The organism is Marinobacter sp. bablab_jr003 (assembly GCF_016464245.1).
Classification (GTDB): domain Bacteria; phylum Pseudomonadota; class Gammaproteobacteria; order Pseudomonadales; family Oleiphilaceae; genus Marinobacter; species Marinobacter vinifirmus.
This window is the reverse complement of sequence record NZ_JADARC010000053.1, coordinates 45,620-58,077: the sequence shown is the minus strand read 5'-3', so window position 1 is coordinate 58,077 and position 12,458 is coordinate 45,620. Positions and strand designations below refer to the sequence as shown.

The window sequence follows — 12,458 nt, the reverse complement described above, 5'->3', positions numbered from 1 at the left end:
GGCTTTCCGGTAGGCAGAAGAGTTCAACATGAATTTGGCGCAGATTGTACCGCAGCGAGCCTCCTGACGACCATGTGGGTTCAGAACAAAAAGGCGGGCTCATGGGAGCCCGCCTTTTTGCCGCTGCTTGGTTGCGGGTCAGGTCTTAGTTTGTCTCGGTCAGAATCACGAGCCCCAGTTCATCCGGATCGCCCTCGGTGGGTTCCCAGCGCAGTGCAAACAAGCCAAGTGAGGCGTCTGCATTGAAGAACCCATCCAAGGTTGTTGAACCCTCAGAGCTACCGACGGTTATCGTCGTTGCACCGTTGGCACTGATGCTGGCAGAGGCCTCTGCACCATCCACCATGTCGGTAGAAACAGATAGCTGCCCACCCAGGGTGATCTTTTCTACTTCCAGGAAGCCACCGCTGATTGCGCCTTCGGTTTCACTTGCCATGGTCAGGAAAGTATTGAACTTGCTGCTGGAAAGCAGGAAACGCTCCTGAGTATCCAGTTTCATCGAAATAAGTTGTAACCGGTATTGCTTGCCTGCCACGCTGGGCCCACTGTCTGTGGGCAGCTTGGTCATCAGGGTCATGTCGAGCTCAGAGTAACTGCCAAGCTCGCCATCGCCGCCAGACATGACAATGAAGTCGCCGGTATCGTTAATAAAACCATCGGCAGGCTCACCACCGGCCTCTGTGATATCACCGGAACTGTCGACAACAAAGGTGCCAGTGTCCGCTGGGTCTGTAATCGGTACATAGCCCGGGCCACTTGCTGAAAGACTGATCTGGTGACCATGTCCTTCCATGACCTCTGCGTAGTTGAAGTTTCCATTGCCGTCGAAGGTGATGGTGTTGACTTCGGTTTTCAGTATCAGCTCACCGGTCGTGATTTCAGACGCGATATAAACCCGGCCAAACTGGCCTGACAGGTCGCTGCTCTGAAAGTTGGTTGGTTGCCGTGCAAAGACCTCAAAAGACCGGGAGATCTCGTCGCCCAGTTTCTGGGAGGGGTCTAGCGCATCGGGTGTGCCGTCGTCGTTGGTATCGATCACGGCGTAACGAACGCTGGCTTCATTGGGTTGGACAAAAAACAGGCCTCGCTCACCAGCCTGCACCAGATTGTAGGTTACTGCAGGCCAGCGCCAGCCTTCCTCCTCTTCGATTTCCTCTTCGAACTCGCCCTGGATAGCGAGGATGCCCGATTGGGTCAGAATGCCGTCGAAGGTTTCATTAACCTCTTCGAATTCGGACTCATGGTTGAGCCATTCAGCGCTGGACAAGGATGGGCCTCCCCGGCTTCCGTAAAGATCATCTTCATCGACCAGGGTGACGTTGACGACGTTTTCGCCACCGTCTGCCAGCTGAAAACTGGATGCCCACAAACTGTGGGCATAGGTGCCCGAACTGTGATTTTCAGCGTCGTGGAGTTCAAGTGCGAAGGCGGCGCTCCGGTAATCGCCAGCGACTGTGCTGGCCTCACCCTTGCCACCGGCTACCACGGCAACCTCGCTCTCTACGAAATCGCCGACTTCGCTCTCCAGTGTGCTGAACATTTCATCAAGATTGGCCCCGGCAGTCAGATCAAACTCTTCAACCTTGCCACTGAGTTTGACCACATCGGTGACAACCAACTGATCTAGGTCGGCACCCGTCTCGATGAACTTGCGAAGAACAAACTCGGACACCGGGTTTATATCGACGTCTTTTTCGACAACCTGTGCGCGCAGTTGCTTATTGTTTTGCCCGGTAATTCGAACCACGAGATTACCTGCAAGGTTAACGCCTTGCGGCAGTGTTAGCTTGTAGTTTCCTGTTGTTGACGTGGAGGTTTGAGCGAGCACGTCGCCGATTTGGTTGCCCTCATCATCCACGCGAATGAGTTCTACCGTGGCACCTTTTACGGGGTTGAGCCCGGTAATGGCTGCAGCAACAGGAGCTACAACAAAGTTCAATGCGACTTCAAAAATACTCGGCTGGGTAAAGCTGGCTATAGTACCTTCTTCACCAGGAGCGGTGGCGGTACCTGAAATAGTTTCTCCGGATACTGTCTCGCCCCCGGTACTCCCTCCACCGCTACTTCCTCCACATCCCGCAATACCAACAACCGATGAGACCGCTGCGGCCAACGCCAGTTTTTTAAAACCGTTCATAACAACTCCTTGATTCAAAAAAGTACCCTGATTCGCCGGATGAACCAGGCTCTGCCCGAAGGCTCCCTGAGGAAGGGTTATTGAGGTATAGCAGGGGTGGTCGGGGGGTGCCCCACCCGTTTGGGGAGTGCGGGCCGGCTATTTGTATGAAATTTGTAACTATAAGCGGTTGGAATATCTTTGAAACCTACACTAAATTGTGTAGGAAACATCGATACAAGAGTGGACCGCTGTGCATTGCTCCGACCGGGAAGGCTTTTTCAATCATGACTTCCATGAACTGATCGGCCTGATCTACGATTCGGTTACCTCGGAACAAGGTTTCTTTCCGTTTCTGCAGCGGTTTATCCAGGTGTTTAACGGCCACAGTGCATCGTTTGCGATCTACGACACTGCGGCAAACTCTCTTCTCGGTACCTGGACCGTGAATATTCCCGAAGAGGCTCTGCGTTTCTATTCCGAGCATGTCTCCCATAGGGACGTACTGGTTGAAAAAGCGATATCGGTCAATCGCGAAGGTAACTGCAGGTTTGTCGCCAGTAACATCGATCTTGGCCCGGATGTTAAGCGCTTGCGGCGCGATACCCGGGCAGGAGAGTGGCTGGAAAGCTACGGGGCTTGTGAAGCTGCCGGAGCGATTGCCTATATGGACGGGTATTACCTCAACTTTTTCGGAATGCAGCGTTCTCCTGATCAACCTGAATTCAGTTATGAAGAACTCAAGGTCTTTGATGGATTCTTACCCCACCTGCATCGAGCTGTGGGCCTGTATACCCGGCTGATGCAGCGGCGGTGTGGTCCGGCGGTTGAGCGGTTGGTACTCGAGCGTGTCAATCGAGGCATCATCGTTTGTGATGCATCCTTCCGGGTGGCCTTCAGGAATGGCAAAGCGGATGACATCCTGAAACGCAACGCCGGTTTAAGGGTAAACAGTGATGGCATGCTGGTGGCCCATGGGAACGAGAGTGCGCGGCAGTTTGCCGTTCTCTTGTCTGCTGCTGTTGAGGCGTCGATTGCCAGGCGGGAGCTTGATGACCAGGTTTTCAGTCTTGAACACGGGCAGCAGCGCATCACGCTGGTGGTGACTCCCCTGCAGGGAACGGCTGAGGCAGGGAGCCTAGCGCAGGGGGCGCTCGTTACATTACACGATTGGAGCTGGAGCAACGAAATTAGTGCCGACCTGCTAAAGAGTCTGTTTGATCTGACGGATGCGGAAGCGGTGGTTGCGGCTGAGCTTGTTTGTGGCCAGAGCTTGTCGGATATTGCGGTAATCTCGGGACGGTCACGGGAAACCGTGAAGTATCACCTCAACAATATATTCCGGAAAACCGGCACCCGTCGTCAGGGCGAGCTGGTGTCACTGTTGTCCCGGGCCTGCACCTCTGTTTGATTATCTGTCCACAAAAAAAGCCGCGCAGTGCGCGGCTTCAAGAAGGTACCAACCTCACAAGGAGGCGGGTTGGACTAGTTCAGAGACACTAATCAACGTATTCATTATTGACCGGAAACATGTCTTGATAAAGGTCATGAATGGACATTTACCGGTCATTTCCGGCCAGATTTTTGGTCTGGCCGGCATTTGTGGCGCGTCAGGCCACCCAGTGCTCATCGGAAAGCGACATCAGGCTGTCTTTTCCGCTCTGGATGTCTTTCAGCAGCCAGTCGGTTTCCGGCATCAGCTTTTCGAAGTAGAAGCGGGCAGAGGCCTGCTTGCTTTCCAGCAATGGCTTGTTGCCTTCACCGGCCTCAAGTTGCTGGCCTGCAACGCCCGCCATCCGTGACCACAGGTAACCAATCACGGTCAGGGCCATCAGCCGCAGGTACGGTGTGGCTGCGGCACCAGCCTGCTCCGGGTCTTTCGGAGCGTTCTGGGCTAGCCACAGGGTGGCCTGTTCCAGGCCCTTGATGGCGCCTTTCAGTTCTTCCCGGTAGGGTGCTTCCGGGTTGTCCTTCAGGTAGCCGGTCAGCTCGGCAAACAGGGCGCGTACCAGCTGGCCACCTTTCAGGGCCAGCTTGCGGCCTACCAGGTCCATGGCCTGGATGCCGTTGGTGCCTTCGTAGATGCGGGCGATACGGCCATCACGCACCAGTTGTTCCAGCGGCCAGTCCTGGGTAAAGCCGGATCCGCCCAGCACCTGCTGGCCCCAGTTGGCGTTGTTGTAGCCTTCGTCGGTGAGGAAGGCTTTCACCACCGGCGTCAGCAGTTGCACCAGGTCATCGGCGTTTTCACGCACCTTTTCGTCCGGGTGTGCCACGGAGAGATCCAGCTGGTGGCCGGTAAACAGTGCCAGTGCACGCATGCCTTCGTTCAGTACCTTCTGACGCATCAGCATACGGCGTACATCCGGGTGCACAATGATCGGGTCTGCCGGGCCGTCGGGATTCTTCGGGCCACTCAGGGAGCGGCTTTGCAGACGCTCTTTGGCGAAGGCCAGGCTCTCCTGGTAAGCCATTTCCGCCAGGCCCAGGCCCTGCATGCCCACCATCAGACGGGCTTCGTTCATCATGGTGAACATGGCGCTCATGCCCTTGTTGGGCTCGCCCACCAGCCAGCCCTTGGCGCCTTCGAAGTTCATCACGCAGGTGGCGGAACCCTTGATGCCCATCTTGTGCTCAAGGCCACCACAGAGGGCCGGGTTGCGCTCGCCGGAATCCGGCAGGAACTTGGGCACCACAAACAGGGAAATGCCCTTGGTGGTATCCGGTGCGCCCGGCAGCTTGGCCAGTACCAGGTGCACAATGTTGTCGACCAGGTCGTGTTCGCCGCCGGTAATCCAGATCTTGGTACCTTCGATGGCGTAGCTGCCGTCGTCGTTCGGGGTTGCCCTGGTGCGGATCAGGCCCAGATCGGTGCCGCACTGGGGCTCGGTCAGGCACATGGTGCCGGTCCACTCACCGGAGATCAGTTTTTCCAGGTAGGTCTGCTTCAGCTCGTCGGAGCCATGGGCGTAAAGGGCGCTGATGGCGCCGTGGGTCAGGCCCGGATACATACCCAGCGACAGGTTGGTGGAGCACACCATTTCGTCTACCACGAATTTCAGGGTGTGGGGCAGGCCCTGGCCACCGAACTCGATGGGTGCGTCCAGTGCGGTCCAGCCACCTTCCACGAATTTGTCGTAAGCGGCCTTGAAACCATCCGGGGTTTTGACCAGCTTGGTCTCCGGGTCGTAGCTGCAGCCCTGGCGATCGCCAACCTGGTTGGTGGGCTGGATCACTTCCGCGGCCAGTTTGCCGGCTTCGTCGATCACGGCCGAGATCAGGTCGGGCGTGGCATCGGCGTATTTTTCCAGTTCGTGCAGCTTGTCTGCACCAAGGACATCAAACAGCAAAAAGCGAAGATCATTGGCAGGTGCCTGATATTGCATGGACTCTCTCCTGTTATCGGTGGGTAGCTCGGGGCTACCGGTATTCGCCTTGCACGGGGGGTACCAAGTCGATGTGATCATTCATACGGCTGTTTGAATCTTTTGGTTTGCTGAAGGCGAGCCCGATTGCATTGTTTTTTCGTATGGTTGGAATGAATCGGTTTGATCACAACCTTGGCTACGACAGGGGAGAGCACAATGGCAGCCATCATTGCCGGTATATCCGGCGCGATTGGCCAGGCACTGGCCTTGAAGTATCTGGATGAGTTTCCGGAGCAACCGGTGATCGGTCTTTGCCGGAATCCGGACAAGGCAACGGAAGCGATGGGGAAGCCGCCAGGACTGCAGCTGCGGCCCTGGGACGCGGAGTCTGCAGTGCCGCTGGAGGTGGATGATGAACTGGCACAAACGCTGGCGGATTCCGGAGGCATTCACCGGCTGGTCTACGCCGCCGGGTTGCTGCACGACGACCGCATGTTTCCGGAGAAGCGCCTTGAGGACTTGACGGCGGATAATCTGGCCAGGGCCTTCCAGGTGAACTGTGTCGGGTTCGGGCTTCTGGTGCAGGCGTTGTCGCCCTGGTTCCGGGGGCCGCAGCTAACCCGTGTGGCCGCCATTTCAGCCAAGGTGGGCTCCATCAGCGATAATCACCTGGGTGGCTGGTATGCCTACCGCTGCTCGAAAGCGGCGCTGAATATGCTGGTGAAAAACCTGTCGGTGGAGCTGCCCCGGCGTTATCGGCCTGTAGCCTGCGTGGCGCTGCATCCGGGAACCACCCGGTCGGGGCTGAGTGAACCGTTCAGCCAGTCTCTGGCGAACCTGACGGTGCACGAGCCTGAGGGCACGGCAGACAATCTGTTCCGGGTTATTGAAGCCTTGCAGGAGCATGATAACGGCCGCTTTATCAGCTGGGATGGCAGCGACTTGCCTTGGTAAAAGCGGGGAAAAAGCCGCCGCAGACGGGCTGCGGCGGTAAAGGTCATCGAATAAACGGGTTCAGAAGGCGGGTAAAGGTGCCGGTAAGCTTCAGCGGTGCGCTCAGAACCGACAGGGTAATGCAGTCTTCGCAGCCAACGGCTACCGGTTTGTGTTCGTCTTCCTCGTTCAGCACGACGAAGTCCCACTGATTGAACACGCCTTTTTGGTCCGAGAAAGCACCCTGCAGCACGATGGTGGTTTCAGTGCCGCGGTGGGTGTGGGCCGGAGCCTTGCCACCTGCTACCAGTTTTTGCAGCACCACACGTTCGCCCTGGCCAGGGAACTTCTCGGTGATGTCCAGCACGCTGACATCACCCAGCTGACGTTTCCAGGGCAATTGGTTGATGTCGTCACCCAGCAGTTTTTGCAGCGGGCTCATGCGCGGCGCTTCTGCGATTGGGGAAACCGGCTCCGGCGCGCTGTCGATACGGGACATCAGCTGCTCGAAACTGGTATCAGACACACTGACTTTGGGCTGTTTAGCCATCATCACGGCGCCCAGGCTGTTCAGGGTGTCTACCCGGCTTCTGCAGTGAGCACACTGGTCCAGGTGCAAACGGATGCACAGGGCATGGGGCTCCGTGAGGTTGCCCGCACTGTACTCCATCAGGCTCAGGCTGTCGGGGTGGTGCCGTGTCATACGTTCTGGTCCTGCAAAATCACTTTAAGCTTGTTCAGTGCCAGGCGTACCCGACTTTTAACGGTACCCAGCGGGATATCGAGCTCGTCGGCCACCATCTGGTGTGACTTATGCTCCATGTATACCTTGGCAATCACGGTAATCTGCTCTTCCGGTAACTGGCTGAGGGATTCGCGAATGCGCCGCTCAGACATCAGACGATGAAGGGAGGTTACCGGTTCATCTTCGTTTTCGCCGGGAATCTGCCACAAATCTTCGGTTTCCACGGCCATTTCAGCGCTGGTGCGCTGCATTTTGCGCAGCATGTCGATGCGCTGGTTACGGGCGATGGTGAATATCCAGGTAGACGCGGCGGCCTTTTTCCAGTCGTACAGGCACGAGCGGCGCCAGATCGAAATAAAAACTTCCTGAACCAGCTCCTCGGCATGGCTGGCCATGCCGTTGGAGATGGCGTAGTACTTGATCTGTGGTGCAAAGTGCTCGAACAGGGCGTGATACGCGGCCCGATCCTGGCTCTTGCCGACTTTTTCCAGCAGGGCTCCCCACGGGTCCTTGCTGCGGCCCTCGGCTTTGGCGGGTTGCTTATCCAGTGTCGTCACCGGACGCTCCTTGACGGTCGCATGATTTGAGCTGGCTAATCTGATCATTCTATGCACTCACCACAGTGTTGTCAGTGAGTGTTTTTACGCCAGCCCGAAAGGTTCGGATTGCTCCGGGCGAAATTAATGCTGAAAGTTATTCTTCCAGGTAGGTGTAACCTTCCAGACCTGCTGTCAGCTCATCCAGCAGCTGTTGCTGAAGGCCGGGTTCGAGAGTGCTGGCCCGGAATTTTTCCCGGTAGGCCTGCAACAGTGTGTCCGGCTCGAAGTTTACATAGCGCAGCACCTTGGCCACGGTATCGCCGGTGATGGGTTTGCCGATCCGGTAGTTCCCTTGTTCGTCCAGCCGCACATCCACCGAATGGGTGTCGCCGAACAGGTTGTGCATGTCGCCCAGAATTTCCTGGTAGGCGCCGGTCATGAAAAAGCCCATCAGCAGTGGCTCATCCGGATTATGTTCCGGCAGGGGCAGGGTGGTTTCGATGCCCTGGCCATCCACGTACTGGTCGATGCGGCCATCGGAGTCACAGGTAATGTCCTGGATAACCGCCCGCCGGTTCAGGGGCCGGTTCAGGCCGTTGATCGGCATCACCGGGAAGATCTGGTCGATGCCCCACACGTCCGGCAGGGACTGGAACAGGGAGAAGTTTACGAACAGCTTCTCGGCCAGTTTTTCGTTCAGTTCGTCGATGATTTCCCGGTGCGCACGGTTGGCACTGTCCAGCTGGCCGCGCAGCAGGCGGCAGCAACTGGTGTACAGGGTTTCTGCCTGGGCCCGTTCCTGCAGTGACAACAGGCCATGGGCGAACTGGGCATGGACGTCGGTCATGGCGTGTAACACGTCGTGGTAGATCTCGGCCAGGGAGCGCGGGGAATCGTCGTCGTTCAGGCTTTCCAGGTCCCGCCACAGATCCTGCAGGGGCGCCGGTGCTTCCTCGGCGGGTGCTGCGGGTTCACGGTGGTCCGGTTCTTCCCGGTCGATCACGTTGGTCACCAGCACCGAATGGTGGGCGGTCAGGGCCCGGCCGGACTCGCTGATCAGGTCCGGATGTGGCAAACCCTGGCGGTCGCATTCTGCCTGCAGCACGTGCACCACGTTGTAGGCGTATTCGAACACGGTGTAGTTCATGGAGCAGCTGCTGCGGGAACGGGTGCCTTCATAGTCCACACCCAGGCCGCCGCCAATATCCACGGTGCCGATGGGCGCGCCCAGCTGTCGCAGCTCGCTGTAAAAGCGGGCGCATTCTTTCAGGCCGGTCTGGATGTCGCGGATGTTGGCGATCTGTGAGCCCAGGTGGAAATGCAGTAGTTGCAGAGTGTCCAGGGCGCCGGCCTGTTTCAGGGTGTGCACCACATCCAGCACCTGGCTGGCGGACAGGCCAAACTTGGATTTTTCACCGCCGGTGTTCTGCCAGTTACCTTTACCAATGGTTGCCAGCCGGGCCCGCACACCAATCAGCGGGGCCACATCGAGTTTTTTGGCTTCGTCCAGGATCAGCGGCAGTTCGGACTGCTTCTCCACCACAATGAATACCCGGTGCCCCAGCTTCTGGCCAATCAGCGCCAGGCGGATGTATTCCCGGTCTTTGTAGCCGTTGCAGATAATCACCGAACCACTCTGGCGCGATAACGCCAGCACCGCCATCAGTTCCGGCTTGCTGCCGGCTTCCAGCCCCACTTGATTGGCCGACGCGGCAGGTTCAGCCGCCAGCAGTTCTTCCACCACCCGGCGTTGCTGGTTTACCTTGATGGGATACACTGCGGTGTAACGGCCCTGATAGCCGTGTTCTTCGGTCACCTTGTTGAAGGCGCCGCACAGCTTGTTGACCCGGTCGTGCAGGATATCGGTAAAGCGGATCAGCACCGGCAGGGCAATGCCGGCATCGGCCAGCGAGGCGGTGAGGTCTGGCAGGTTGATGCTGGCCTCGCTCCGGCCGCGGTCTGGCCGGATTTCCACCTGGCCTTGCGGATTGACGGAGATATAGCCGTCGCTCCAGTGGGCGATGTTGTAAACCTTGTGGGCCGGCGATGCGGTGGTTTCAGCCATTGTTGCTATCCTGTCAGGAAACCCGGGGTGGCCGGCAAAGCGGCGTCAGGCTGCATTGTAGGAGCTGACCGCTGCCCCTACAATACGCCTCTTTTCAGATGCCCGGGCGCAATGCAGTGGCACACAGTGGGAGACAGACATGACAGCATTGAACGAAGGCTGGTTTACCGAGGTATTCCAGGACCAGGGCACCGCCTTTTCCCTGCAGGTTAAAGGCAAGCTTCACGAGGAACAGACCCCGTTCCAGAAGCTGGAAATCTACGAAACCGAAACCTTCGGCAACCTGATGGTGCTCGACGGCTGCGTGATGCTCACCACCCGGGACAACTTTCTGTACCACGAAATGATGACCCATCCGGCCCTGTTCACTCACAAAGACCCGAAAAAAGTGGTGATTGTGGGCGGTGGCGACTGCGGCACCCTGAAAGAAGTGCTCAAGCACCCGGGTGTGGAAGAAGCCTGGCAGGTGGAAATCGACGAGCGGGTAACCCGCATGTCGGAAAAATACTTCCCGGAGCTGTGTGAGGCCAATGGCGACCCTCGCGCCAATTTCTTCTTTGGCGACGGTATCCAGTGGATGCGGGACATCGAGCCCAACAGCATCGATGTGTTGATTATCGACAGTACCGACCCGGTCGGCCCGGCCGAAGGCCTGTTTGCCCTGGATTTCTATCGCGATGCCATGGCCGCCCTCCGGGAAGGCGGCATCATCGTTCAGCAAAGTGAGTCGCCGCTGTTGCATACCGACAGCATCATCAAGGATATCCACACCGATATGCGCAAGGCCGGCTTCGGCCACGTGCAGACCCTTCCGTTCCCGCAGCCGGTTTATCCCACCGGCTGGTGGAGCTGCACCATGGGCAGCAAGGATAACCCGCTGAAGTATTTCCGCGAGGAAGACGCCAACAACCGCCCGTTCGTAACCCGTTACTACAACGCTGGTATTCACCACGGTGCCCTGGCCATGCCGCAGTTTATGGTGGATGCCCTAGAAGACGAGGTGCACCCGGAAGAGGGTTGATTAAAAATTGGACAGGCTCCGAAGCTGGTCTAAACTGGTTGCAATGGTCATCTAATGGCCAGTCTTCCGTTTAGCAGTCAGAAGGAGTTGTTATGGATGTCCGTAGCGGTGAACAGGAACGTCACTGGTTCCGGAGCGAGCGGTTTTCGTTGGTTAACGGGCAATGGTATTTCCAGACCCGTGAAGGCACGGTAGAAGGGCCTTTCGACGATGTCCGCGAAGCGGAAATGGAATTGCTGCTGTATCTTCGCCATGCCGAAGATGCCCTGTTTCGGGGAGTGGGTTAGTTCCGTCAATCATCCAGTAAAACAAGAGGGGCGCCAACCGGCGCCCCTCTTGTGTTTGGGTTTGCAGCGGGATTACTGCTTGCTGCTGACAAACTCCGGATAGGCTTCCATGCCACACTCCGACAGGTCCACACCTTCGTACTCGTCTTCCTCGGTTACCCGGATACCCATCACCGCTTTGATGATGCCCCAGACAATCAGGCTCATTACGAACACCCAGACGAAGATGGTCAGGGCACCGATCAGCTGGCCGGTGAAGCTGGCGTCGCCGTTGGTGACCGGTACCAGCAGCAGGCCGAGCAGACCGCACACACCGTGGGCAGAGATGGCGCCGACCGGGTCGTCGATGCGCAGCTTGTCCAGGGTCACGATACTCAGCACCACCAGGATACCGCCCAGTGCACCCCAGATAGTGGAGGTCAGTGCGCTGGGAGTGGACGGCTCGGCAGTGATCACCACCAGGCCGGCGATGGCGCCGTTCAGCAGCATGGTCAGGTCAGCCTTGCCGAACATCAGGCGTGCTGTCAGCAGGGCGGCAATGGCACCACCGGCGGCGGCAGCGTTGGTGTTCAGGAATACCATGGCTACGGAGTTTGCGCTGGCGATATCGCCCAGTTTCAGCACCGAGCCACCGTTGAAGCCGAACCAGCCCAGCCACAGGATGAAGGTACCCAGGGCAGCCAGCGGCATGTTGGCACCCGGGAAGGCGCGGATTTCGCCGTTGGGGCCGTACTTGCCTTTACGGGCACCCAGCAGGAGAACACCGGCCAGGGCAGCTGCAGCACCAGCCATGTGTACGATGCCGGAGCCGGCGAAGTCGCTGAAGCCCAGGTCGCCCAGGTTGTACAGGCCGAACACGTCTTTACCACCCCAGGTCCATGCCCCCTCAAGCGGGTAGATTACTCCGGTCATGACCACCGCGAAGATCAGGAAGGCCCACAGCTTCATGCGCTCGGCAACCGCACCGGAGACGATGGACATGGCGGTAGCCACAAACACCACCTGGAAGAAGAAGTCTGCTGCACCGGAGTAGATGGAGCCGCCGGTAAAGCCGTCTTCACGGGTAGCGAAGTCACCCAGAACGCCGTCTACATCCACATCGGCAATGCCGGTGAGGAACACGTTGCCGCCATACATGATGGCGTATCCGCATACCATGTACATGGTGCAGGCAATGGCAAACAGGGCCACGTTCTTGGTCAGGATTTCGGTTGTGTTCTTGGCACGCACCAGGCCGGATTCGAGCATGGCAAAGCCAGCCGCCATCCACATAACTAATGCGCCGCACATGACAAAATAGAAGGTATCTATAGCGTACTGCAGGTGAAAGAGATTGGTTTCCATAGGAAGCCCTCCGCACAAGGCTCTTCAGGTTTATAGGTTT

At 57.8% G+C, this 12,458-nt stretch carries 10 protein-coding genes; 4 read left to right on the top strand and 6 right to left on the bottom strand.

Going from position 1 to position 12,458, the window contains the following annotated elements; all coding sequences use genetic code 11:
- Positions 1-145 precede the first annotated feature (145 nt).
- A complete protein-coding gene (locus H3Z84_RS05965) occupies positions 146-2,137 on the bottom strand; it encodes a hypothetical protein (RefSeq protein ID WP_199456839.1) in 1,992 nt (663 codons plus the stop codon).
- Between the two features lie 232 nt (positions 2,138-2,369).
- Here H3Z84_RS05965 and H3Z84_RS05960 point away from each other — a divergent pair, with 232 nt between their 5' ends.
- Entirely contained in the window at positions 2,370-3,527 is a 1,158-nt protein-coding gene (locus tag H3Z84_RS05960; RefSeq protein WP_199456838.1) for a helix-turn-helix transcriptional regulator, read from the top strand.
- Positions 3,528-3,726: 199 nt separating this feature from the next.
- Here H3Z84_RS05960 and H3Z84_RS05955 read toward each other — a convergent pair whose 3' ends face one another.
- Positions 3,727-5,502 (bottom strand): acyl-CoA dehydrogenase C-terminal domain-containing protein, encoded by a 1,776-nt coding sequence (locus tag H3Z84_RS05955; RefSeq protein WP_199456837.1) that lies wholly within the window; start codon positions 5,500-5,502, stop codon positions 3,727-3,729.
- A 198-nt stretch (positions 5,503-5,700) separates the two neighbouring features.
- On the opposite strand from H3Z84_RS05955, the gene H3Z84_RS05950 reads away from it, so the two are divergent.
- Positions 5,701-6,438 (top strand): SDR family oxidoreductase, encoded by a 738-nt coding sequence (locus H3Z84_RS05950; protein WP_199456836.1) that lies wholly within the window; start codon positions 5,701-5,703, stop codon positions 6,436-6,438.
- 43 nt (positions 6,439-6,481) lie between these two features.
- On the opposite strand, the gene H3Z84_RS05945 is transcribed toward H3Z84_RS05950, so the two are convergent.
- The 3 genes from H3Z84_RS05945 to speA form a co-directional block, all read right to left on the bottom strand.
- Positions 6,482-7,120, bottom strand: coding sequence for a ChrR family anti-sigma-E factor (locus H3Z84_RS05945; protein WP_199456835.1), 639 nt, complete (start codon positions 7,118-7,120; stop codon positions 6,482-6,484).
- Complete coding sequence (locus tag H3Z84_RS05940) at positions 7,117-7,719, bottom strand: sigma-70 family RNA polymerase sigma factor (protein WP_323126969.1); 603 nt, start codon at positions 7,717-7,719, stop codon at positions 7,117-7,119. The genes H3Z84_RS05945 and H3Z84_RS05940 overlap by 4 nt, the downstream gene beginning before the upstream one ends.
- 136 nt (positions 7,720-7,855) lie before the next feature.
- Positions 7,856-9,766 carry a biosynthetic arginine decarboxylase gene (speA, locus tag H3Z84_RS05935; protein ID WP_199456833.1) on the bottom strand — a complete coding sequence of 637 codons (1,911 nt, stop codon included), beginning with the start codon at positions 9,764-9,766 and terminating at the stop codon, positions 7,856-7,858.
- 139 nt (positions 9,767-9,905) lie between these two features.
- Between speA and speE the strand changes: the two genes are divergently transcribed.
- On the top strand, positions 9,906-10,787 hold the full coding sequence (gene speE / locus H3Z84_RS05930) for a polyamine aminopropyltransferase (RefSeq protein WP_199456832.1): 882 nt from the start codon (positions 9,906-9,908) through the stop codon (positions 10,785-10,787).
- A 92-nt stretch (positions 10,788-10,879) separates the two neighbouring features.
- Positions 10,880-11,074 (top strand): DUF6316 family protein, encoded by a 195-nt coding sequence (locus H3Z84_RS05925; protein WP_199456831.1) that lies wholly within the window; start codon positions 10,880-10,882, stop codon positions 11,072-11,074.
- Positions 11,075-11,146: 72 nt separating this feature from the next.
- On the opposite strand, the gene H3Z84_RS05920 is transcribed toward H3Z84_RS05925, so the two are convergent.
- Positions 11,147-12,418 carry an ammonium transporter gene (locus tag H3Z84_RS05920; protein WP_199456830.1) on the bottom strand — a complete coding sequence of 424 codons (1,272 nt, stop codon included), beginning with the start codon at positions 12,416-12,418 and terminating at the stop codon, positions 11,147-11,149.
- Between the last annotated feature and the right edge of the window lie 40 nt (positions 12,419-12,458).

Coding starts and splice junctions, on each gene's coding strand:
- H3Z84_RS05965 (WP_199456839.1), bottom strand. CDS start 2,137: ATGAACGGTTTTAAAAAACTGGCGTTGGCCGCAGCGGTCTCATCGGTT.
- speE (WP_199456832.1), top strand. CDS start 9,906: ATGACAGCATTGAACGAAGGCTGGTTTACCGAGGTATTCCAGGACCAG.
- H3Z84_RS05925 (WP_199456831.1), top strand. CDS start 10,880: ATGGATGTCCGTAGCGGTGAACAGGAACGTCACTGGTTCCGGAGCGAG.
- H3Z84_RS05945 (WP_199456835.1), bottom strand. CDS start 7,120: ATGACACGGCACCACCCCGACAGCCTGAGCCTGATGGAGTACAGTGCG.
- H3Z84_RS05955 (WP_199456837.1), bottom strand. CDS start 5,502: ATGCAATATCAGGCACCTGCCAATGATCTTCGCTTTTTGCTGTTTGAT.
- H3Z84_RS05920 (WP_199456830.1), bottom strand. CDS start 12,418: ATGGAAACCAATCTCTTTCACCTGCAGTACGCTATAGATACCTTCTAT.
- speA (WP_199456833.1), bottom strand. CDS start 9,766: ATGGCTGAAACCACCGCATCGCCGGCCCACAAGGTTTACAACATCGCC.
- H3Z84_RS05950 (WP_199456836.1), top strand. CDS start 5,701: ATGGCAGCCATCATTGCCGGTATATCCGGCGCGATTGGCCAGGCACTG.